A 21140-nucleotide genomic window follows, 5' to 3' on the forward strand; every position below is an offset into this window, starting at 1 on the left:
ATCTCAGCTGACGTTCGGCGGATGCATTCTCACCGGTTCCGTCTCCGCGTCGTTGTGCCGCAGCGCCCAGTTCTCCAGGGCGATCCGGCACGCGTGGTCGACATGGCGCAGTCCGGACAGATCCAGTTCGATCGGACGGTCCTTCGGGAGCGCCTCCAACTGCTCCAGCGTCCTGGGCAGCCTGAGGAAGGTCGCGTTCCCGGTGAACGACACCACCAGCCGGCCGCCCGTCAGTTCCCGTACGTCGAGATGGAGATGGGAGATCTCCCACGCCGTCTTGACCACCGCGAGCAGCAGCCCCAGGATCACGCCCTCGAAGAGGTTGGTGACCAGGATCGCCACCGCCGTGACCGCGAGGATCACGGCCTCGCCGCGGTGCTCCCGCCACAGCGGCACCAGATCCCGTACCGGGACCAGCTTGCAGCCGGCGTGCACCAGGACGGCCGCGAGCGCCGCGAGCGGGATGACGCCGATCGCCGCCGGCAGCAGCGCGGCGAACAGCAGCAGCCACAGGCCGTGCAGAATCCGGGAGAGCGGCGTCCGGGCGCCCGCCTGGACATTGGCGGCGCTGCGCACGATGACCGCGGTCATCGGCAGCGCGCCGAGCGCTCCGCAGACCGTGTTGCCCACGCCCTGCGCCATCAGTTCCTTGTTGTAGTCGGTACGCGGTCCGTCGTGCATACGGTCGACCGCGGCGGCGCTGAACAGACTCTCCGCCGAGGCGATCAAGGTGAAGGCGAGGACGGTGCCGATCGCGGCCACGCCCACGAGCTGCCCGAAGTCCTCGAAGCCGGGCGGCTGTATGGACTCCAGCAGTCCCTTCACCTCTACTTTGGCGAGCGGCAGGTCGAACAGCAGAGTCGCTCCGGTGGCCAGGGCGACCGCCGCCAGCGCGCCCGGGACCACCCGGACCCGTGCGGGAAGTCTGGGCCAGACCACCAGTACGGCGACGGTGCCGGCCCCGACGAGGAACGCGGTCAGCGCCGTACCGTTCGTGACGATCTCACCGATCAGTCCGGGCAGCCCGGCTATCTTGCCGAGTCCGCCGGACGGCTGGGCGGTGTCGGCCATGGCGTACACCTGGCCCAGGACGAGCACGAGCCCGATGCCGGCCAGCATTCCCTGGACCACGGCGACCGAGATGGCCCGGAACCAGCGGCCGAAACCGAGGGCTCCGAGCGCGAGTTGCAGCAGTCCGGACGCGAGGACGATGGCGCCGAGCGCGCCGGTGCCGAACTCCTCGACCGCTTCGTAGACGAGTACGGTCAGTCCGGCCGCCGGGCCGCTGACCTGGAGCGAGCTGCCGGGCAGGAAGCCCACGACGAGTCCGCCCACGATGCCGGTGACCAGACCGAGTTCGGCGGGCACACCGGAGGCGACCGCCACCCCGACACACAGAGGCAGCGCGACGAGGAAGACGACGAGGGACGCGAGTATGTCGCGCCTGAGGACACGTTGGTCCTTCAACTGGGAGAGCATGAGGGTAGTTCCTAGGGGTGCGGTCCGCGCGCACGAGCGGACGTGATGGGGAGTGAGGTGGTCGGGACCGCTGTCACAGTGGTCTGAACTCCCCGCCCAGGTCGGGCCGGTGGACGCTGATGGCGCCGGTGTCCACTTCGTAGTACCAGGCGTGCAGGGAGAGCCGGCCTTCGGCGTGGCGCTCCCATACGGCGGGATAGCCGCGGAGTGTGTTGAGCTGGGCCGCGGCATGGTGGCGTACCGCGTGCGCGAGGCCGCGGGCGGCCGGCAGCGCGGGTACGCCGAGGTCGAGCCAGCCGCGGACGGCCGGCACGGCGGACAGGTCGTCGCCGCGCACGAGCGCGCCCACGGCCCCGCAGTGCGAGTGACCGCAGACGACGATGTCGCGGACGCCGAGCACACGGAGCGCGTACTCGATGGTGGCGGCCTCGCCGCTGGGCCGCTGAGCGTCGTACCGCGGGACGATGTTGCCCGCCGTACGCAGCTCGAACAGCTCACCCGGGCGCGCGCCGGTGATGAGGGACGGGATGACTCGGGAGTCCGAGCAGGTGATGAAGAGCGCCTGTGGCTGCTGTCCCGCCGCGAGTTCGCGGAACTCCTCGTGACGCTCCGCCACCTGGACGGAGGAGAAGGTACGGGCGTGGTCGATGAGTGACTTCATGATGGCCTGCCTCCTGCGCCCCCGGGCTCTCCGGGGCGCGGTGTGGTCGGGTCAGTGGGGGGTGGGGGGCCGAGCGGGCAGCCGTACGGGCGTCACCTCTGCCGGATCGCGGCAGTTGAGGGTGGCCTACGGCCGGCCGGCGTGGATCGGCCGGAAAGACCGTTCAGAGGGCGGGCATTCCAGGTCTGACGGTGGACTCGCGGTCCGGTCGGATTCTCACGGCTCGCCCTTTCCGTCGTGCGGTCTTTCGGTGGTGCGGTGGTGCGGTTCTTTCGGTGGTGCGCTGGTGTGGCAGTGCGATGCGGCGGTGCGGTGCGGCGGTGCGGTGCGGTGGTGCGGTGCGGTGGTGCGTCGTCCGAACTGCCGTGCAGGGCACGGTTGCAGGCGCCCAGATGGCGCCCACATGCCGACAGCTCCGATGATGCAACACCGCAGGTTCCCTTACTTTGCACGAACATTACCTTCTCGTGAAAGATCAGAATTCCGCCAACCGGGGCTTTCGTGACGCAAAGTCGCGCATCGAGGGCGCGCATACGACAGAGGCCCGCGGGAGGTGTTCCCGCAGGCCTCGGGCGTCAGTTCTAACTGTTCGACTGTTCCGGACGCCGCTTCATCTGCCGTTGCTTTGGCTACTTCCGTACGTTCACTGTTCGAACAGGGCCACGGCTCGGCGACTGTAGAAGAGCTCAGTGACGGTAGAAGATACGATCGGAGTACTCCGTCATTACGCGGCGATTCCATTCGGTCCCACCGTCCACATTGCCCGACCGCAGCAAGGGCGGTTCGATGCCGCGGTGGACGAGTTCCTCCGCGGCGGCGGCCATCATCGCCTGCATCAGGGCGCTGGTGACGACCGTGGAGGCGGGCGCGAACGGCGCCTCGATGCCGTCGGCGGTCAGCTCCGCGTCGCCCACCGCGATCCCGCTGTCGAGGACGATGTCGCAGTGGTCCTTGAGATAGGTGCCCGAGCGGTTCCGGGCGGTCGTCTCCGTCGCATAGGCCACGGAGGTCACACCGATGACCGTCAGTCCCAGCTCCCGCGCATGGGTCGCCATCTCGACGGGCAGGGCGTTGCGCCCGGAGAGGGAGATGATCACGAGTACGTCTCCGGCGGCGGCCGGGCTGGAGTCGAGCACGGCGGTCGCCAGACCGTCGACACGCTCCAGCGCGGAGCCGAGCGGAGCCGGTGTCTCGACGCCCACCGCGCCGGGCACGGCCAGCAGATTGGCCAGGGCGAAGCCGCCCGCCCGGTAGACGATGTCCTGCGCGGCGAGCGAGGAGTGCCCGGCGCCGAAGGCGAAGATCCGGCCGCCGGCGGCGACGGTGTCGGCGATGGCCCGGCCGGCCGCGGCGACATGGGCGGACTCCTCGTCCCTCACGCGTTGCAGCAGTCCGATCGCGGCATCGAAGAACTGACCGGCCAGCTTGCTCTCGCTCATTGAGGAGGCCCTCCCAGGCGTGGGGTTTCCGGGGGTTTTCGTGGGGTGTTTCCCGAGGTGTTCCCGGGAGTGTTCCCAGAGATGGGAATCTCTGTGCCGCGGATCACGTTGAGGTCTGGACCATTGCTCTGTCAATACGGCTGCTTCTCTGCCGATACGACTGCCGGACCGCCCGGCGGGCGCCGCCCGGCCGGCACCGTCCGGCTGGTTCTTCCGGCTGTTCTCCCGGCCATTCCATGGTCGCGCCACTTCGGCGTTCTCCGGCGCGGCACGGTTGTCGGTGGTATGCGTCAGAATTGGTTCAGGGCCAGCGCACGATTTATCGAGGGGCACGTATGTCCGGACTGATCGACACGACGGAGATGTACCTCCGCACCATCCTTGAGCTGGAAGAGGAAGGTGTGGTCCCGATGCGCGCCCGGATCGCGGAGCGGCTCGACCAGAGCGGGCCGACGGTCAGCCAGACCGTGGCCCGGATGGAGCGGGACGGGCTCGTGCAGGTGGCGGGCGACCGGCATCTGGAGCTGACCGAGGAAGGGCGCAGGCTGGCGACCCGCGTCATGCGCAAGCACCGGCTCGCCGAGTGTCTGCTGGTCGATGTGATCGGCCTGGAGTGGGAGCAGGTGCACGCCGAGGCGTGCCGCTGGGAGCATGTGATGAGCGAGGCGGTGGAGCGCCGGGTGCTCGAACTGCTGCGTCACCCGACGGAGTCGCCGTACGGGAACCCGATCCCGGGCCTGGAGGAGCTGGGCGAGAAGACGGAGGCCGATCCGTTCCTCGACGCGGGGATGGTGAGCCTGGCGGAGCTGGATCCGGGCACCGAGGGCAAGACCGTGGTGGTACGGCGGATCGGTGAGCCCATCCAGACCGACGCCCAGCTCATGTACACGCTGCGGCGCGCGGGAGTGCAGCCCGGGTCCGTGGTGAGTGTGACGGAGTCTCCCGGCGGGGTATTGGTGGGAAGCAGCGGCGAGGCGGCGGAGCTGGTCTCCGAGGTCGCGTCGCATGTCTTCGTCGCCAAGCGCTGAGGCGGTACGGGGTACGGGGGTACGTGCGGCTTAGCGCGGTCGGCGTCACGCGGGCGGCTTCGCGTAGGCGATGGCGGGAGCGGTACGGGTGCGGGCGCGGGGGCGCTCGGGGGCGCGCCCGTGGCTGGGGGCGCGCGCTTTCCGGCGGAACGGCAGCGGCGGGGCGCGTCGCGTGCCAGGCTGTCGCTGAGGCATGTGACCTGAAGGCGGCCGGGGCCCCGGCCCCACGCCCGGGGAGGGGAGCAGGGTTATGCGCCTGTGTGGGGGTGGGCACGGCGGGGACGGACACGAAGCGTCGCGGCCGTCGTACGGCCTGTGTGTCCTGGGAGCGATGAGCCCGGACGCGATGCGAGCGACGAGCCCGGATGCGATGCGCGAGGGCGGCTCTGTGATGCGCGAGGGTGGCTCCGGCGCCTCGCGGCGCCGGAGCCTGTCCTCCCCTTCGCTGACCCGGAGCCCCGAGCTCCCAGGGTCATTCCCCTCGGACCGTCATCCCCGAGCGGTCCGCCTCCCGGTGAAGACCTCCCCATGGCCGCGTCCGGCAATCCTTGATCGTGGTCACTCGAACGAGCGGTGTTGCTCAGGGGGAACGTGTTTTCGAACGAGAGTTCGATAGTCTGGCTTGGCTGGACGTGCGCACATCGGGCCGGAAGCGGAATCCGACGGCTGACGGCCACCGACGATCACTCAGGGACGACCACTCAGACGACCACTCAGGACCGAAGGGGGTGCCTGGACGCATGGTGCGGCGTATCGATGTGACCGGAGCGGACGGTGTACGTCTCGCTGCCTGGGAGTTTGCCGGCCCGCCCGAGCGGCATGAGGAGGCGGGTCCGGAGAGGACCTCCGGCGCCTTACTCCTGCATGGGCTCATGGGCCGCGCCTCGCACTGGTCCGCCACGGCGCGCTGGCTCGCCGAGCGGCACCGTACGGTCGCGCTCGACCAGCGGGGACACGGTCTCAGCGACAAGCCGGCGGAAGGGCCGTTCACCCGTGAGGCGTATGTCGCCGACGCGGAGGCGGCGATCGAACAGCTCGGGCTGGCGCCCGTGACGCTCATCGGCCACTCGATGGGCGCGCTCACCGGATGGCAGCTCGCCGCCAGGCGGCCCGATCTGGTCCGGGCCCTGATCATCTGCGATATGCGGGCCTCGGCGCGGGGCGTGGCGTCCCAGCGGGAGTGGAGCGACTGGTTCCGGTCGTGGCCCGTACCGTTCGCGACGCTCGCCGATGTACGGAAGTGGTTCGGCGAGGACGATCCCTGGGTGGAGCGTCCCACACCGGCGCGCGGCGAGTTCTTCGCCGAGATGATGACGGAACGCGCGGACGGCTGGCATCCGGTCTTCTCCCGCCACCAGATGCTCACGGCCCGGGAGACCTGGGTCTATGACGCCCACTGGGAGGAGCTGGCCCAGGTCCGCTGCCCGACGCTGGTGGTCCGCGGTCTGGACGGCGATCTGGGGCGCGCGGAGGCCCAGGAGATGGTCCGGGTGCTGCCTCGCGGCCAGTACGCGGAGGTGATGGACGCGGGACACCTGATCCACTACGACCAGCCGGAGGCCTGGCGGGCGGCGATCGAACCGTTCCTGGAAGGCGTGCTGACCTCGTGAGAGACGGTCCGGCACGGAACGCACACGCGCCGGACCGCTCAGCCGGCCAGCCCGCTCGCCCGGGACGCCCAGCCCGCCCGGGACGCTCGGCCCGCCCGGGACGCTCGGCCCGCCCAGGACCGTTCTGCCTCGGGCCGCTCAGCCCTTGCTGACCGCCGTCAGGATCTCCGGCAGCCGGGCCGCCGTGCGCGGCGCCGCCAGCCGCAGGCCCAGGGCCGCCGTCAGCGCGCCGTACACCGTGCCCACCGGGAACAGCAGCCACGTCCAGCCGTCGGCGCCCGCGACATGGAGCCAGATCGTCACCGCGATCACCGGCGCGCAGATCAGGGCCGCGCCGATCATGCCGCCGAAGATGGAGATCCAGGCGAGACCGGCCTGTCCGGGCGCGACGTTCTTGTAGCCGCTGTCCTGCGGTATCGAGTACGGGAAGCGGGCCGAGGCCACCGCGCCCGTCGCCAGCATCGCGCCGAGCAGCGCGAACGACAGGCCCAGCGCCTCCGGCAGGGCGTGCCAGTCGCCCAGCAGGGCGGCCGTCGCCACGGTCACCACGGTCGAGTACGGCAGCGTGATCACCAGCAACGCCAGGGCGCGGGCGCGCAGTTCGAGATAGGCGTCCCGTGTCGAGGAGATCGTCAGCGCCACCATCCAGAAGGCGGAGGTGTCCTGGCCGAACTGGTTGTACATCTGGATACCGAGCATCCCGGCCGCGAAGCACGCGAAGTAGATCGTGCCCCGGCCCTGGAGCGCGTTGAACAGCGGCACGATCAGACCGATGGCCAGCGAGGTCACCCACGCCGCCTTTGTCTTCGGATCGCGCCACACATAGCGCAGACTGCGCAGCATCACCGTGCCCGTACGTCCCTCGGGCAGCAGCCGTCCCAGCCGTCCCGCCGCCGACATGGACTCCTTGCGGGACGGTTCCGCCGCCGCGAGCGTCGAGCCGTCCGGCGACGTCATCAGCTTCACGAGCGACCGCTGCCATACGTAGAGCAGCGCCGCCAGCGCACCGGCGGACAGCAGCAGTTGCGCCGCGGCCGTGCCGTACGCGCCCTCGCTCGCCGAGTCCACGGCGCCGATCGCGGACGCGGGCGGCACCCATCGCAGGACCTCCGCCGTCGGATCGAGCGCCGAGAGCCCGCCCGCGTCGCCGAGCCGCTGCGCGCCGAAGTTGACGACTTGGATGCCCACCGCGACCACCAGACCGCTCAGCACCGCCAGATCGCGGCCCTTGCGCGAGGTCAGCAGCCGGATATTGGCGGTCGCGACGGCCCGCGCCAGCGCCACACAGATCAGCAGCACCAGTGGTACGGCGAGGACCGCGACGGCGGTGGCCGCCGCGCCGTGTCCCACCGCGATCGCCGAGCCGACCGCCAGACAGAGCGAGAACAGCGGCCCGAGGCCCACCAGCGACGCCACCAGCAGCGCCCTGACCAGCGGTCGTGGTCGCAGCGGCAGCATCACCAGCCGCGTCGGGTCCAGCGTCTCGTCACCGCCCGGGAAGAACAGCGGCATCACCGCCCAGCCCAGCGCCAGCACGGCGGCCAGCAGGACCACGACCGTGCCCGCATGATCGTTTCCGCGCAGCAGCACCAGCCCGAGGAGCTGGCCCGCCGCGACCAGCAGCGCGAAGACCGCGGAGACGACATACGCGACGGTACGTCCCGACGACTGGCGCAAGCCGTTGCGTAGGAGGGCGAGCTTCAGCCGTACGAAGACGGGCGTGAGCGAGGGAGTGCTCCGTGGACCACCCCCGCCGGCCCCGGTGGCGCGGGTGGCGCTGTCGGGCGTACCCGTCACGCCGGCCGCCGCCGCTATCGTCCCGTCCGTCCCGCTCATCGGGCGCCGCCCAGCCAGTCCAGACTCTCGCCGGTGTCGCGGCCCTGCGCGCCGACCAGTTCCAGAAAGGCGCTCTGGAGGGACGGCGCGTTGCCCCGTACCTCCGCGAGCGTGCCCTGCGCGCGGATACGGCCCGCCGCCATCACCGCCACCCAGTCGCAGAGCGACTCGACCAGCTCCATCACATGGCTGGAGAAGACGACCGTCGCGCCCGAGTCCGTATAGCGCTCCAGAACACCGCGGATCGTCTGCGCCGAGACCGGGTCGACGCCCTCGAACGGCTCGTCCAGGAAGAGGACTTCCGGGTTGTGCAGCAGCGCCGCCGCCAGGCCGATCTTCTTCCGCATGCCCGTCGAGTAGTCCACGACCAGCTTGTGCTGGGCGCCCGCCAGGTCCAGTACGTCGAGAAGCTGGGTGGCGCGCTTGTCGACCTCGGCACCGGGCAGCCCCCGCAGCCGCCCGGTGTAGCCGAGGAGTTCGCGCCCGGAGAGCCGCTCGAAGAGCCGCAGTCCCTCCGGCAGTACGCCGATCCGCGCCTTGACCTCCACGACCTCCGCCGGGTCGCGCCACACGTCGTGCCCGGCGACCAGGACCCGTCCCTGGTCGGGTCTGAGCAGGCCCGTGATCATGGAGAGCGTCGTGGTCTTGCCGGCGCCGTTCGGGCCGACCAGACCGATGAACTGGCCCGCGGGCAGTTCGAGATCGATACCGGCGACGGCGATCTGCCCGCCGAACCGTTTCCACAGCCCTTCGACACGGACGGCGGGAACGTGAACGGCGGGGACGGCTGGGACGTGAGCGGCTGGGACGTGAACGGCGGGCGGCAACGTCCCCGCCGCGCCCGTCACCCGGCCTGCGCCTTCCGTCCCCGCCTTGCCCGCCCTGTCCGCCCCGTCCGTCCCGGCCGTTCCGGGTGCCGCCTCCGCCCTGTCCGCCCCGGCGGCTTGCTGCCCTGGTGCCTCTTCCGGTGCCTGGTCCGGCATCGCGTACTGCCTTTCGGTGTCCGTACAGCTACGGCACCACCCTACGTACGGCCTCCAAACCGCGTACCGCCTCCGTACCGCGTACCCTACGTACGGCGCGTGCGCCGCGCGGCGGCCTCCCGCCCGCACGCGTAGGCCAGCGGGCTCATCAGCTCGTCCACATCCGGCAGCCAGCGGTTCGCGAGCGTGGGCCGGCGGGCCCACTGCACCGCGCCTCTGCCGCCGATCCGCGTCGGCGGCGCCGCCACGTAATGTCCCTCGCCGCGCGCGACCAGATCGATCGCCTCCGGCGCCCAGCCCTGCCGCCGTACCAGCCCGTCCGTCTTCGCCGCCGCACCGGGCAGGACGAAGAACAGCATCCGCCGGTCCGGGGTGCAGGTCACCGGGCCGAGCGTGACATTCATCCGCTCCATCCTGGCCAGCGCGAGGAAGCCGGCCGACTCCGGTACGTCGAGCGCGTCGAAGGTGCGTCCCGTCGGCAGCAGCACCGACGCCTTGGGCTGCCTCGACCACAGCGCGCGCGCCTCGGCGGCGCTCCCCGTCGCCTGTGTCGGCCATCCCGGTCCTGTCGCGTGCGCCCCCGGCACCGGGCAGTCCATCCGGCCGCACGAGCACCTCTCCGCGCCGCCCACCGCCTCCAGCCAGGTGCCGGGGAACACGTCCCAGCGCCTCTCTTCCGTGTACCGCACCGCGCTCTCCAGCAGCAGGTCGCTCCGCTGCTGAGGGATCCGCGCGGCGTCCCTGACTCCGATCGTCTCTTCCACGCACAGCACAACTCCCGCCGTCACCACGGGTTACGGGCGCACGGCGCGGCACCGCGGGAGGCCGAAACCGCATGTGGGGCGCATCGATGCATGGGCGGGGGCGCGCGTGAAGGCGTGGAGCGGTATCCGGGTAGCCACCCTCGGGGGTCCGACACCATGGGGGGACGCGGTGGAAGCACAAGACCGGCCCGACCGTGTTCACCGCTGTTCCGTGTTTACCGCTGTTTCCCGAGAATCATCGAATACTTCCGTTATCTCCGAACATGCGCATTCTCTGCAGATCTGCCGGGCATTGGTCACTTAGCTGATCACTGCGGCCACAGGGGGTATCCAATTGGCAGCCAGGCCTCTCGTCGCGCGCCAGCCGAACGAACGGCTCCAGGCGCTCATCCAGGAAGCCGGGTGCTCCAACGCCGGGCTCGCCCGGCGCGTCAACATGGTGGGTGCGGAGCGTGCGCTCGACCTGCGGTACGACAAGACATCGGTGGCACGCTGGCTGCGTGGACAGCAGCCACGCGGCCGGGCACCGGGCATCATCGCCGAGGCGTTAGGCAGGAAGCTGGGCCGTACGGTCACGATCGACGAGATCGGGATGGCGAACGGCAAGAATCTCGCCTCGGGCGTCGGCCTTCAGTTCTCACCGACCGTCCTCGGCGCGATCGAGCAGGTCTGTGAGCTCTGGCGGAGCGATGTGGGCCGCCGTGACTTCCTCTCCGGCTCCGCCGTGGCGTCCTCGGCGCTTGTCGAGCCGAGCCGGGACTGGCTGATCACGGCCGCCGATCCGGCCGTGGCGCGCAACACCGGTGCGCGGGTGGGGGATTCGGATGTCGAGGCGGTGCGGGCCATGACGCGCGCGCTCATCGATCTGGACCACCGCTTCGGCAGCGGCCATGTCCGTCCGGTCGTCGTCCACTATCTGAACAGCGTGGTGGCGGGCCTGCTCTCCGGCTCGTACCGCGAGGCGGTCGGCCGCCGGCTCTTCGCGGCCGTCTCCCGGCTGACGGAGCTGGCCGGCTATATGGCGGTCGACACCGGACAGCCCGGGCTCGCCCAGCGCTACTACATCCAGGCGTTACGGCTGGCCCAGGCGGCGGGGGACCGCGGCTACGGTGGCTATGTGCTGGCCGCGTCCATGAGCCATCTCGCGGCGCAGCTCGGAAATCCGCGGGAGATCGCGCAGTTGGCGCGGGCGGCGCAGGAAGGAGCGCGCGGCCAGGTGACTCCGCGCGCACAGGCCATGTTCTACGCGGCGGAGGCGCGCGGCCACGCGCTGATGGGCGACGGCCGCACGTGCGAGGCGGTGGTGGGCCGGGCCCTGACGGCGCTGGAGCACGCGGAGGCGGCCTCCGGCGACGATCCGGAGTGGATCGCCCACTTCGACCAGGCCTATCTCGCCGACGAGTTGGCGCACTGCTACCGCGATCTGGGACAGCCGGAGGCGGCCGGCCGGCATGCCTCGGAGTCGCTGGAGGGCCATCCCGAATCCCGGGCGCGGCGGCGGGCGATCGGACTGGTCCTGCTCGCCATGGCCCAGGTCCAGCAGCGCGAGGTGGAGCAGGCGTGCCACACCGGGACACGGGCGGTGGAGCTGCTGGGTACGCTGCGTTCCAGCCGGGGCGCGGAGTATCTGGACGATCTCCAGCAGCGGCTGGAGCCGTATGCCAACGAGCCCGCGGTACGGGAGTTCGGGGCGCGGCTGGAGATCCAGGCGGCGTGAGAGCCCGGACGGCGAGGGCGTGCGGGCGGTTTGGGTTCCGTGCGGCGTGAACGGCCTGGGCGGCGTGAGGGTTCTGTGTGGGTGCCTTACGGGCAGGTGTCGGGCCGGGGGCGTCCGTGAGAATGCCGTGCGGAGCTCGTGACCGTGCCGTGTCGGGCGTATGGCCATGACCAAGTCGGTGGCGGTACAGGTGAATTCGACCCCAATACCAGCGTCTTGAGGGGACGAGCCGTTACTGGATCCGGGCGCGTGGCAGAGGCCGCGATTCACCCGGTAGCGTGAACCGACGTTCGGTAGGTCAACACGTTCCACATGTAGGAGTCCCGGTGACGCACAGCGGACAAGGGGATGAGCAGCAGCACCCTGCCGCTCGGCCCGCGCACGAAGGCGTTGTGCTGCCCGGTGACGGCAGCGCGCCCTGGGTTCCCGGGCAGTCCGCGGACCCGCCCGCGCAGGGCCCTGCGGGCGGGCAGCCGTGGGGACAGCCCTGGGGGCCGCAGGACGGCTCCCAGGAGCAGTCCGGGTACGGCGAGGTGCAGCACGGCGGGCCGCAGTCGTACGGGCCTCAGCCGGGCGCCCAGCCGTACGGACCGCAGGACGGCGTCTCGTACGGCGGCCAGCTTCCGCAGCAGCTCCCGGGCGGCCAGCCGCTTCCGCAGGCCCAGGCGCAGGCGCAGGGGTATGGACAGGGCTACCAGGAACAGGGCCTCCAGGGACAGGGCCTCCAGGGACAGGGGCCCGGGCAGCCGTTCCCGCAGCAGGAGCAGCAGCAGTCGTACCAGCCGCAGGGACAGCCGCCGCGGCACGCGCAGCCGCAGCATGCGCAGCCCTTGCCGCTGCCCGCGGAGGCGACTCCGCAGGGCAGCGCGGACGCCACGCAGTATCTGCCGCCGGTGGCCGCCATGCCGGGCATGCCTGGTATGCCCGCCATGGGGGACTCGGACGCGACGCAGTTCATCGCGCCGATCCCGGCAGGATCTGGCCATGGTCCCGGTGCGGGCCCCGGCATGCTGCCGCCGGAGAACGCCGCGGAGGCCACGCAGTTCCTGCCGTCGCCCATCCCGGGCACGGGTTCGGACGCGGACGCCACGCAGTTCATCGCGCCCGTACCGGCCCAGCAGGGCCCGGCGCATGCCGCTCCCGCGCAGCTGCAGGCGCAGTCCGTACCGGCCGCGCCTCCCGGTGCGCCGTACGGCATCAGGCCCGGCGCTCCCGGCGACCGCCAGCCGCCCGCGGAGTTCGACAGCCTCTTCCGTACGGACGCGCCCGGCGGCGGCCAGGGCGCGGACTCGACGCAGCCGCTGCCGCAGTTCGACCCGGCGCACGGACCTCAGGCGCCCGCCGCCCACCGGGCCGCCGCCGCGCCGTACGCGCCGCCGCAGCAGACCTCGTACGATCCGCCGCCGGGCCGAGCGGCGGCGCGGGAGGCCCAGGGCCGGTCCGCCGGCCGCCGTAAGTCCTCGCCCGTCCCGCTGATCGCGGCGGTCGTGGTCGGCTGTGCCGTGCTCGGACTGGGCGCGGGCGCGCTGATGAGCGGTGGCGGCGACAGCCCGACGCAGGACGACAGCAAGCCGGTGGCCGCGGCGAGTTCGCCTCCCGCCGAGTCTCCCGAGCAGGCCGCGTCCGATCCGGCGAAGCCGCAGGCCGAGGCGCTCGACAAGCTGCTCGCGGACAGCGGCAGCAGCCGTGCGACGGTCATCGCGGCGGTCGAGTCCATCAAGTCCTGCGACAACCTCGACCAGGCGGCCACGGATCTGCACGGCGCCGCGGAGCAGCGCCGTGATCTGGTGACCCGGCTGAAGGACCTGACACTCGACAAGCTCCCGAACAACGGCGAGCTGACGTCGTCACTCACCGACGCCTGGCAGGCGTCCGCCTCGGCGGACGACCACTACGCGAACTGGGCCAAGCAGGCCAAGGGCAAGAAGAACTGCAAGGGCGGCCAGGCCCGTATAACCCAACAGGCCGCCGAGGCCAACCGCGCCAGCGGCGAGGCCACGGCGGCCAAGCAGAAGGCCGCGCAGCTGTGGAACGGCATCGCGGCCAAATACAACCTCACCGAACGGACCCCGACCCAGCTCTAGGGCGTTCGTCCCGTCCCCGACAACCGCCAGGCGGCCTGCTAGGGGCGGACGTAGGGCCGAGTCATGATCTCCATGTTGTGGCCGTCCGGGTCGTCGAAGTACGCGCCGTGACCGCCGAAGAGACGGTTGATCCGGCCGGGCTCGGTGTGGCCGGGGTCGGCGTAGTAGGTGGCTCCGACCGCCTCCAGACGGGCGATCATGGCGTGGAACCGCGCGTCGGGCACGAGGAACGCGTAGTGCTGCGACTGGATCGGCTCGTCCCGCTTCTCGTAGTAGTCGAGCGTCACGCCGTTGCCGAGGTCGACGGGCAGGAACGGCCCGAACGGAGCACCGACCTTGAGCCCCAGGATCGCGGCGATGAACTCGGCCGACAGGTGCCGGTCCCTGGCGTAGACGGCGGTGTGGTTCAACTGGACGGTGGTCGCCGACAGTTCGGATTCGTACGGGTACCGCTGGTCGTATGACATCAGTGAGGTGTCTCCGGGTCTTTGATCCGCTGGGATGCGGCGCCGCGCGCGGGCGCCTGAGCAAAGACACGGGGAAGGGGCGGGCCTCTTGCCCGCCTCGCGCTCACGCCGAGGCCGGGAACCTCACTCGTGCATGGCCCAAGGCCGACCCGGCAGTCACCCGACCGACCTTAGTGGCCGATCACGGGCCGCGACAACGCCGTTTCCCGGCGGTGCACCGGCGGCCGTCCGCCGTGGGAAACGCGGGCGACCCGACCGTACAGCCGTGGTCAGGCGTCTTCAGGATCCAGCTCGAACGTGAAATAGACGCTCAGCGTGCAGGGCTCGTCCTCGTCGTGCATGAAATCCCATGACACATCCACCAGGAAGACTTTCTGTTCCGCCACCCACTCATGGGCTTTCCTGAAGACTTCCGCGGCGGTTGTGCCGGTGAACAGCTTCCTGGCCATCGGATGCACCTGAGTCTCGGCATCCGTATCGTCGAAACCCTCGGGTACGTCCAGGCAGAGGCCGGGATCGAGCTCCATGGACTACGCCCTTTCCAGTCGTTACGCCGGTACGAGTCGAGTCGAGTCGGCAGAGGCCGGCCCTCTGGCCAACCTGCCCAACCCGACCACGACGCCCGATAAGACCGCCGCACCCCCGGAAGGGTTGCCTCCGCGTTACTGGCCGACCCTTCCGTCGATGCACTCGCGCAACAGGTCGGCGTGCCCGCAGTGACGGGCGTACTCCTCGATCCTGTGCACCATCAGCTCCCGAACCGCGATCCCGTCCCTCCCCAGACGCTCGCCCAGATCCGGATGCTCGGCCAGCGCGGCGTCGGTCGCGGCCTGCTCGCGCTCCAGAGCGGAGTACGCGGCGTCGGCCTCGGCCTGCTCGGCGACAGCTCCGTCGAAGTCCGCGTCCCTCGCGCCGTACAGCTTCGGCAGCGGATCACCGTCGCTGATCCAGTTGCGCCAGTCCCGTTCCACCTCGGCGAGGTGCCGAACCAGGCCGAGCAGCGACATCGTCGACGGCGGAACCGACCGACGTGCCAGCTGCTCCGCGTCCAGGCCCTCGCACTTCATCCGCAGAGTCATGCGGTAGTTCGCCAGGAAGTCGTCCAGCGTCGCAAGCTCGCCGTCCGGACTGACACCTTCGCTGTTGCGCGGATCGTCGTCCGGGTCAGCCCACATATCGGGGTAGACGGTCGCCCGGCTCCATCGTGCGGGTTGGTCACTCATACGCCCCATGTTCGTCCGCGAGGCCTCAAGCACGCCAGTGAGTTTCGGTGTCGTGGAAGCGGCGCTCGGCCGGTGTAGTTGTCCGCACCAGGTGCAGCTCGCCTTCGGACGTCCGGGGTCTACGGCAGCGGCAGTTCCGCCAGCATCACGGCGAACAGCGGTGAGTCCGGGAAGGGCTGGTCCTCACCGACCTTCCGGTAGCCCCACGACTCGTACAGGGCCTGCACCTTGGGATGCTTGGTGTCCACCGTGAGGACGGCCAGGTCCTCGTCCCGGCCGTCCAGCAGCGCGCGGTGCAGCCGTACGGACGCTCCGGTCTTACGCCACCGTGGGCGGACCATCAGCTCGGACACGGCGAACGTACGGCTCCTCTCCGGCGCGGGATCGAGGTGCGCGCGCCACCACTCCCGCCCCGGTGTGGCCGGGGCCCCGTACGAATAGCCGACCGGCTCGTTCCCGTCATAGCCGACCATGCAGGAGAACCCGGGCCTGCCGCCCCAATGATCCACGAACCAGGCGAAACGCTGAGTGAACGGGTCATCCATCGCGTCGGCGTAGGCGTCGGCATGCACGTCCAGGAGGGTCTGCCGGATCTCCGGCAGGTCCTGGTGCGTGTAGGCGCGCACGTCCAGGGAGGCGTTGATCACGCTCGGATCCATTCCAGTCGGTAGCACGCCCGGCCTCACGGGCGGGCAGGCCGTGCGACTTCGGGGCGTCCGGGGTTTACGGCAGCGGCAGTTCCGCCAGCATGACGGCGTACACCGGGGAGTCCGGGAAGGGGCGGCGCTCACCGACCTTGCGGAAGCCCCATGACTCGTACAGGGCCTGCACCCTGGGGTGTTCGGTGTCCACCAGGAGGACCACGAGATCCTCGTCCCTTCCCTCGAACAGCGCGCGGGACAGCCGCTCGGCCACCCCCTTCTTGCGCCACTTCGGGCTGACGGCCAGCTCCGAGTAGGAGTACGTACGGGTCTTCTCCGGCGCGGGGTCGAGGTGCTCGCGCCACCACTCGCGCCGAGGGGTGGCCGGGGCCCCGTACGCGAAGCCCACGGCCTCCGCGCCGTCGAACGCGATCACGCAGGTGAAGCCCGGGTTGCCACCCCAGTGGTCGACGAACCAGGGGAAGCGCTGCTTGAACTCGTCATCCCGTGCGTCACCATGGGCGTCAGCGTGCACATCAATGATCATCTGCCGGATCTGTGGCAGATCGTCATGGGTGAAGTGACGGATGTCCAGGTCGGTGTCGATCAAAGTCGGCTCCATTCGGATCGGTAGCGATCTCCCCACTCCTGGGCGACGGTCGCATCGGGCGCGAGGGTGATCAAGTCCCGGTAGAAGTCCCCGAGTCGGGACCGCATGCGGCCGGGAATCGGGTTCCCTGACATCAGTCCGAAGACAGTCTCCGCCGTGGCGCACGCCTGATCGATGTCGCGCTGGTGGAGCTGGGCGAGGGCGAGCTGCGCCGTGGCGAGGGCCCGGTTGCGCCGGAACTGAACAGGGATGGCGGACAGGGCTTGGTGCGAGGCGGCCTCGGCCTCCGCGGGATCGCCGATCCGGTCGCGGACGACAGCGGTGATGGCGGTTAGTTCAGCGGGGCCGTAGAAGGCCACCCAGCTCGGGCGTGGCTCGGCCGTGGACGCCTTTCCGAGGAACTCCTCGGCGTACCCGAGGGAGCGCAGGGCGGATTTCCGGTCACCGAGATTCGAGTGGCCGATGGCGGTACGGGCGTGAGCGAGAGAGGCGTACAGCGGATCCCGGCGGGTAACGGCCGTGGTCTGTGCCGCGTACCCGGAGTCGATGGCCTGGGCGTGCTCGCCCCGCTGGCGCGCGAGCATGGCGTACGCGTTCCAGATGCGCAGCTCGGCGACGGAATCCATGGCCATCCCGGCCAGGTACAGCGCGCGGTCCAGGAGGCTCTGGGCCCGGTCGAGCTGACGGGTGTCGACGGCGGACCAGGCGGCGGTGGCGGTGTAGTCGGCTGCCACGCTGAAGAGACGCCGGCGGATGCGCTGGGAGGCAGCCAGTTTCTGTTTGTCCAGGGCGTCCTTGGCCCCCGCCAACGCGGCCTGCTCCAAGCCCACATGACCGCCTCGGGAGTTGTCCAGGGCCGTCAGTGCGTCCAGGCCGCTTCGGAGCCGGATGACGTCCGACGTGCCGACAGCGGTCGGTCGGCTCGACAGGACGGGTGCCACGACGGCGGCCGTCGTACCGGTGGTGGCAGTGATGAAGTCACGTCGCCGCACGGGTTGCTCCTGGGAGGTGGTGGGGGCGCGTCCGGCCGCCGGGGGAACGAAGCCCAGGTCCTCGGCGGTACATTCGAATACTGCCCTTAAGGCTTCCCGCTGCCGGGGGTGCGGCCACCTCGTTTTTCCGGTCAGCCAGTTGCGGACCGTGCGGTCGCTCACCGTTCCCTCGTGGCCGCGCGAGCGCAGATGCGCGTTCACTGCGTCGGCCAGCTCGGCCTGGGTGCAGCCGCGTTCGTGCATCGCCTTGTTGAGGCTCTCGTTTTCGCCCACACCACCGTTCACCTACCCACTGTGACCACGCCGTTCCCATCCTGATCGTCACCGAGCTGGTGGCCAACGCGGCCGAGCACTCGGGCAGCCGTCTGATCCGGGTCGTGATCTTGCGGTCGCCCGAAGGCTTCGTCCGGCTGGGAGTCGTGGACAGGTCCAGGACCATCCCGGTGATACGGACGGACTCCAACGGCGATCAGACCCGAGGCCGCGGCCTGCTGATGGTCGACGCGCTCACCGACCGCTGGGGAACGGACCTGTACCGCTGGGGCAAGCAGGTATGGGGCGAGCTGAAGTGCGAGGTGCGGCCATGACCTGCGGCTGCCGCACCGCGAACGCGACGACCGCCGGGGAGTGGGCGTGACCGTACGGCCCCCCGTCGGGTCCGCCGCCCTCCGTACGCACTGGCACGGCTAAGCGCGTCGGGAAGGCGTCACGACGCCGTGTTGCCCAGTGTCTGGCCCACGTCGATGAAGCCCTTTTTCTGGGATATCAGGCGGCCTTCGCGGACCACCTGGAACGTTACGTCCCTGTTGACGATGCGGGGGAAGCCCGGGGCGCCCAGCATGTCTTCGTAGCGCCAGCGCAGGGGTGGGGTGAGGCCGCCGGTGGTTACCTGGAGGCCGCGGTCCAGGGTGTCGGCGATTTTGCCGGCCGTGATGGTGTTGTCGTTGATCGACTCGATGACCTGCTTCAGCGCGGTGTACGCGATCCAGGTGGTCTGCGGGCCCGGGTCGGCCGGGTCGATGTCGTTGTCGCCGAAGGCGTATTTGTCGATCACGTTCCGCATCGAATTCCAGGCCGGATCGGTCTCGACCGGATACCAGCCGGTCAGATACGCGCCCTCGAAGGGGCCGTTCTTGCCGCCCGTGCTGTTGATGAGCGGCTGGCCCACACTGCCGAGGACCGAGGAGACGCGGATGCTCCGGCCGTCCTCCGGCACTCGGCGGTAGGAGTCGAAGAAGGTCTCCGTACGGTCGCCGAGCACCGCCGTCACACAGCCGCCGTCCTCCGCCGCCGCGCGTGCCTGCTCGGCCTGCCGGGTGTAGTCGGTGGCGTCCTCCGCCGCGCGGATGTCGCTCGCGGAGCCGCGACCGCCCTGGCCCAGACCGGCGTTGAGCAGTTCGGGCAGATCGTCGCCGGTGATGGTGTCGGGCCGTATCAGCGCCGTCCGCTCGCACTCATGGGCCAACTGCCGTCCGTTGCCCGCGAGAAGAGTCGCCTGGCCGCCGTTGACGGGATAGGAGAGGAAGCTGTTGAACTCCTCCTCGGTGAGCCCGTACCCGCCCAGGAACGGGATGGACGCGGCCTCCAGCGGCGCCATGAACTCACGGCCGTGCTGGCTGTACGAGCCGACGACCGCGACCGCGTTCTCCTTGACCGCCCTGCGGGCGCAGTCGGCGGCGCCGCCGGACTCGTTTTTCTCGTCACAGGTGAGGATGCGCAGGGTATGGCCGTCGATACCGCCGTTGGCGTTGACCCAGCGCGCGTACGCCTTCGCCATGGCCGGCATTCCGGGCTGATTGGTGGCGTTCGTACCGATCGGCGCCCAGGTCATCACCGTGACGGGCTCCCTGGAGCCCCCCGAGCCACCAGGGAGAACACCGCAGCCGGCGAGCAGTGACGCTCCCACCACCGCGCTGAAAACGGTACGAATCGCACCGGACTGGAAAGGGCGGGAGAAGGATGAGCGTCGCCAACCGGTCATAGCTATGCAGGCTGCCGCCTTCAGGTAACGCCGAAGTGTGGAAGCTTCAACGTTTAATGACTTAGGGGTGAATTGCAGGGGCCCCTCGGGCCGCCGCGCGCGGACCGTAGAGTCAAGGACTGTGCAGCAAGGTTCCGAGAACTCTTCCCGTCGTGCCCGTCACTCCCGCACCATGGGCGGCATGCCGCTCAATGACATGCCATGGTGGCGCTGGCGCAGCAATGTGCGCTCGGCGCTGCACATGCTTTCCGATCCCGTGTTCCACCAGGAGTACTGGCTGGCCGGCCGCGAAGGATACGGCGACGTCACGGACGCCGTGTACCGGCTGGTCGAGGACACCTGGCTGGACAACTGGTCCGCCGAGAAATACGTCGGCACGATATTCCGTGACTCGGGAGAGGCCGCCCTGGTCGATCTCGCCGTCCTGCGCGTACTGCGCATCATGCACCAGGTCGGCCCGGACGCGCCCGTGTCCGCCTATCTGGAGCATCACGGCTGGCCGGAGGCGGTACGAGCGGCCCGTGAGGCGCATGTGCGGCTGGCGACCAGCGACGGGGACGATCCGGACACCGTGCCGAGGTCGTTGGACGTACTGCGGATCATGACGCGGTCGGCGTGAGTGCCGCGGTGTCCCGCGGTGTCCCGCGCCGGTGTGGGATCCTCTGAGGTCATGAGCACCGCGCCGCAGCAGTCCGCCCCGCAGCAGCCGCCCGCCGTGAACGCGCCCGCCGCACCCGAGCAGTACGTCCTGACGCTGTCCTGCCCGGACAAGCAAGGGATCGTGCACGCCGTGTCGAGCTATCTCTTCATGACCGGCTGCAACATCGAGGACAGCCAGCAGTTCGGCGACCACGACACCGGTCTCTTCTTCATGCGGGTGCACTTCTCGGCCGACGCGCCGGTGAGCGTGGAGAAGCTGCGGGCCAGTTTCGCCGCCATCGGGGACGCCTTCCGGATGGACTGGGAGATCCACCGCGCCGAGGAGCGGATGCGTGTCGTCCTCATGGTCAGCAAGTTCGGCCACTGCCTGAACGATCTGCTCTTCCGGGCCGGGACCGGCGCGCTGCCGGTGGAGATCGCGGCGGTCGTCTCGAACCACACGGACTTCGCGGAGCTGGCCGCCTCGTACGGCATTCCGTTCCACCACATCCCGGTGACCAGGGACACCAAGGCCGCGGCCGAGGCGGAGCTGCTGGAGCTGGTCCGCGCGGAGCGCGTGGAGCTGGTGGTGCTGGCCCGCTACATGCAGGTGATCTCCGACGATCTGTGCAAGCAGCTCAACGGCCGGATCATCAATATCCACCACTCCTTCCTGCCGAGCTTCAAGGGCGCGAAGCCGTACCACCAGGCGCACGCGCGCGGTGTGAAGCTGATCGGCGCGACCGCGCACTATGTGACGGCCGATCTCGACGAGGGCCCGATCATCGAGCAGGAGGTCGAGCGCGTCGGCCACCAGGTCACTCCGGAACAGCTGGTGGCGATCGGCCGGGACGTGGAGTGCCAGGCGCTCGCGCGCGCGGTGAAGTGGCATGCGGAGCACCGGATTCTGCTCAACGGGCACCGTACGGTCGTCTTCGGCTGACCGAGGCGCGGGATACGGTCGGCCTGTGCCTGTGCCTGTGCCT

General features: G+C 70.2%; 20 protein-coding genes. 7 read left to right on the plus strand and 13 right to left on the minus strand.

What is annotated here, in order from left to right; all coding sequences use genetic code 11:
- Window positions 1-3 precede the first annotated feature (3 nt).
- From ACFV6H_RS03880 to ACFV6H_RS03890, 3 genes are all read right to left on the minus strand, one after another.
- The gene (locus ACFV6H_RS03880; RefSeq protein ID WP_384976935.1) at window positions 4-1479 is read right to left on the minus strand and encodes a SulP family inorganic anion transporter; all 1476 of its coding nucleotides are present in this window, start codon (window positions 1477-1479) and stop codon (window positions 4-6) included.
- A 73-nt stretch (window positions 1480-1552) separates the two neighbouring features.
- Window positions 1553-2140, minus strand: a complete 588-nt coding sequence (locus tag ACFV6H_RS03885; protein WP_093590194.1) for a carbonic anhydrase — start codon at window positions 2138-2140, stop codon at window positions 1553-1555.
- Between the two features lie 686 nt (window positions 2141-2826).
- Window positions 2827-3579 carry an SIS domain-containing protein gene (locus tag ACFV6H_RS03890; RefSeq protein ID WP_385538300.1) on the minus strand — a complete coding sequence of 251 codons (753 nt, stop codon included), beginning with the start codon at window positions 3577-3579 and terminating at the stop codon, window positions 2827-2829.
- A gap of 335 nt (window positions 3580-3914) precedes the next feature.
- On the opposite strand from ACFV6H_RS03890, the gene ACFV6H_RS03895 reads away from it, so the two are divergent.
- Window positions 3915-4607, plus strand: coding sequence for a metal-dependent transcriptional regulator (locus ACFV6H_RS03895; protein ID WP_093590200.1), 693 nt, complete (start codon window positions 3915-3917; stop codon window positions 4605-4607).
- Between the two features lie 740 nt (window positions 4608-5347).
- Window positions 5348-6217 (plus strand): alpha/beta fold hydrolase, encoded by an 870-nt coding sequence (locus ACFV6H_RS03900; RefSeq protein ID WP_384976940.1) that lies wholly within the window; start codon window positions 5348-5350, stop codon window positions 6215-6217.
- A gap of 138 nt (window positions 6218-6355) precedes the next feature.
- On the opposite strand, the gene ACFV6H_RS03905 is transcribed toward ACFV6H_RS03900, so the two are convergent.
- The 3 genes from ACFV6H_RS03905 to ACFV6H_RS03915 all read right to left on the minus strand — a co-directional run bounded on the left by ACFV6H_RS03905 (window position 6356) and on the right by ACFV6H_RS03915 (window position 9809).
- Complete coding sequence (locus tag ACFV6H_RS03905; protein ID WP_385538304.1) at window positions 6356-8053, minus strand: transporter; 1698 nt, start codon at window positions 8051-8053, stop codon at window positions 6356-6358.
- Entirely contained in the window at window positions 8050-9036 is a 987-nt protein-coding gene (locus ACFV6H_RS03910; protein WP_385538307.1) for an ABC transporter ATP-binding protein, read from the minus strand. Before ACFV6H_RS03910 ends, ACFV6H_RS03905 begins: the two co-directional genes overlap by 4 nt.
- Window positions 9037-9122: 86 nt before the next feature.
- Window positions 9123-9809, minus strand: coding sequence for a bifunctional DNA primase/polymerase (locus ACFV6H_RS03915; RefSeq protein ID WP_385538944.1), 687 nt, complete (start codon window positions 9807-9809; stop codon window positions 9123-9125).
- Window positions 9810-10134: 325 nt separating this feature from the next.
- Between ACFV6H_RS03915 and ACFV6H_RS03920 the strand changes: the two genes are divergently transcribed.
- Together ACFV6H_RS03920 and ACFV6H_RS03925 are read left to right on the plus strand one after the other, a co-directional pair.
- Window positions 10135-11517, plus strand: a complete 1383-nt coding sequence (locus ACFV6H_RS03920) for a transcriptional regulator (protein WP_384976945.1) — start codon at window positions 10135-10137, stop codon at window positions 11515-11517.
- Window positions 11518-11843: 326 nt separating this feature from the next.
- Window positions 11844-13601, plus strand: coding sequence for a hypothetical protein (locus tag ACFV6H_RS03925; protein WP_385538311.1), 1758 nt, complete (start codon window positions 11844-11846; stop codon window positions 13599-13601).
- Window positions 13602-13639: 38 nt separating this feature from the next.
- On the opposite strand, the gene ACFV6H_RS03930 is transcribed toward ACFV6H_RS03925, so the two are convergent.
- The 6 genes from ACFV6H_RS03930 to ACFV6H_RS03955 all read right to left on the minus strand — a co-directional run bounded on the left by ACFV6H_RS03930 (window position 13640) and on the right by ACFV6H_RS03955 (window position 17807).
- Window positions 13640-14068, minus strand: a complete 429-nt coding sequence (locus ACFV6H_RS03930) for a VOC family protein (protein WP_385538314.1) — start codon at window positions 14066-14068, stop codon at window positions 13640-13642.
- 269 nt (window positions 14069-14337) lie between these two features.
- Window positions 14338-14595: a hypothetical protein gene (locus tag ACFV6H_RS03935; protein WP_384779332.1), complete on the minus strand. Its 258-nt coding sequence runs from the start codon at window positions 14593-14595 to the stop codon at window positions 14338-14340.
- Between the two features lie 135 nt (window positions 14596-14730).
- Entirely contained in the window at window positions 14731-15300 is a 570-nt protein-coding gene (locus tag ACFV6H_RS03940) for a DinB family protein (protein WP_385538946.1), read from the minus strand.
- Between the two features lie 110 nt (window positions 15301-15410).
- On the minus strand, window positions 15411-15950 hold the full coding sequence (locus ACFV6H_RS03945; protein WP_385538317.1) for a GNAT family N-acetyltransferase: 540 nt from the start codon (window positions 15948-15950) through the stop codon (window positions 15411-15413).
- Between the two features lie 64 nt (window positions 15951-16014).
- The gene (locus tag ACFV6H_RS03950; protein ID WP_384976954.1) at window positions 16015-16554 is read right to left on the minus strand and encodes a GNAT family N-acetyltransferase; all 540 of its coding nucleotides are present in this window, start codon (window positions 16552-16554) and stop codon (window positions 16015-16017) included.
- A complete protein-coding gene (locus ACFV6H_RS03955) occupies window positions 16539-17807 on the minus strand; it encodes an XRE family transcriptional regulator (RefSeq protein WP_385538321.1) in 1269 nt (422 codons plus the stop codon). The genes ACFV6H_RS03950 and ACFV6H_RS03955 overlap by 16 nt, the downstream gene beginning before the upstream one ends.
- A 59-nt stretch (window positions 17808-17866) precedes the next feature.
- Here ACFV6H_RS03955 and ACFV6H_RS03960 point away from each other — a divergent pair, with 59 nt between their 5' ends.
- On the plus strand, window positions 17867-18121 hold the full coding sequence (locus ACFV6H_RS03960; RefSeq protein WP_385538324.1) for an ATP-binding protein: 255 nt from the start codon (window positions 17867-17869) through the stop codon (window positions 18119-18121).
- Between the two features lie 119 nt (window positions 18122-18240).
- Here ACFV6H_RS03960 and ACFV6H_RS03965 read toward each other — a convergent pair whose 3' ends face one another.
- The gene (locus tag ACFV6H_RS03965; RefSeq protein ID WP_385538326.1) at window positions 18241-19515 is read right to left on the minus strand and encodes an ABC transporter substrate-binding protein; all 1275 of its coding nucleotides are present in this window, start codon (window positions 19513-19515) and stop codon (window positions 18241-18243) included.
- A 172-nt stretch (window positions 19516-19687) separates the two neighbouring features.
- Here ACFV6H_RS03965 and ACFV6H_RS03970 point away from each other — a divergent pair, with 172 nt between their 5' ends.
- Both ACFV6H_RS03970 and purU read left to right on the plus strand, forming a co-directional pair.
- Complete coding sequence (locus ACFV6H_RS03970) at window positions 19688-20134, plus strand: hypothetical protein (RefSeq protein ID WP_093601953.1); 447 nt, start codon at window positions 19688-19690, stop codon at window positions 20132-20134.
- 51 nt (window positions 20135-20185) lie between these two features.
- Window positions 20186-21097 carry a formyltetrahydrofolate deformylase gene (gene purU / locus ACFV6H_RS03975; protein WP_385538329.1) on the plus strand — a complete coding sequence of 304 codons (912 nt, stop codon included), beginning with the start codon at window positions 20186-20188 and terminating at the stop codon, window positions 21095-21097.
- Window positions 21098-21140 lie beyond the last annotated feature (43 nt).

Origin of the sequence: Streptomyces sp. NPDC059743 (assembly GCF_042732975.1) — a bacterium.
Classification (GTDB): Bacteria; Actinomycetota; Actinomycetes; order Streptomycetales; family Streptomycetaceae; genus Streptomyces.

Excerpts from the sequence above, each read along its gene's own strand:
- ACFV6H_RS03935 (WP_384779332.1), bottom strand. The coding sequence starts at position 14,595 with ATGGAGCTCGATCCCGGCCTCTGCCTGGACGTACCCGAGGGTTTCGAC.
- purU (WP_385538329.1), top strand. The coding sequence starts at position 20,186 with ATGAGCACCGCGCCGCAGCAGTCCGCCCCGCAGCAGCCGCCCGCCGTG.
- ACFV6H_RS03970 (WP_093601953.1), top strand. The coding sequence starts at position 19,688 with ATGGGCGGCATGCCGCTCAATGACATGCCATGGTGGCGCTGGCGCAGC.
- ACFV6H_RS03930 (WP_385538314.1), bottom strand. The coding sequence starts at position 14,068 with ATGTCATACGACCAGCGGTACCCGTACGAATCCGAACTGTCGGCGACC.
- ACFV6H_RS03900 (WP_384976940.1), top strand. The coding sequence starts at position 5,348 with ATGGTGCGGCGTATCGATGTGACCGGAGCGGACGGTGTACGTCTCGCT.
- ACFV6H_RS03940 (WP_385538946.1), bottom strand. The coding sequence starts at position 15,300 with ATGGGGCGTATGAGTGACCAACCCGCACGATGGAGCCGGGCGACCGTC.
- ACFV6H_RS03905 (WP_385538304.1), bottom strand. The coding sequence starts at position 8,053 with ATGAGCGGGACGGACGGGACGATAGCGGCGGCGGCCGGCGTGACGGGT.
- ACFV6H_RS03945 (WP_385538317.1), bottom strand. The coding sequence starts at position 15,950 with ATGGATCCGAGCGTGATCAACGCCTCCCTGGACGTGCGCGCCTACACG.
- ACFV6H_RS03880 (WP_384976935.1), bottom strand. The coding sequence starts at position 1,479 with ATGCTCTCCCAGTTGAAGGACCAACGTGTCCTCAGGCGCGACATACTC.
- ACFV6H_RS03885 (WP_093590194.1), bottom strand. The coding sequence starts at position 2,140 with ATGAAGTCACTCATCGACCACGCCCGTACCTTCTCCTCCGTCCAGGTG.
- ACFV6H_RS03895 (WP_093590200.1), top strand. The coding sequence starts at position 3,915 with ATGTCCGGACTGATCGACACGACGGAGATGTACCTCCGCACCATCCTT.
- ACFV6H_RS03910 (WP_385538307.1), bottom strand. The coding sequence starts at position 9,036 with ATGCCGGACCAGGCACCGGAAGAGGCACCAGGGCAGCAAGCCGCCGGG.
- ACFV6H_RS03965 (WP_385538326.1), bottom strand. The coding sequence starts at position 19,515 with ATGACCGGTTGGCGACGCTCATCCTTCTCCCGCCCTTTCCAGTCCGGT.
- ACFV6H_RS03950 (WP_384976954.1), bottom strand. The coding sequence starts at position 16,554 with ATGGAGCCGACTTTGATCGACACCGACCTGGACATCCGTCACTTCACC.
- ACFV6H_RS03890 (WP_385538300.1), bottom strand. The coding sequence starts at position 3,579 with ATGAGCGAGAGCAAGCTGGCCGGTCAGTTCTTCGATGCCGCGATCGGA.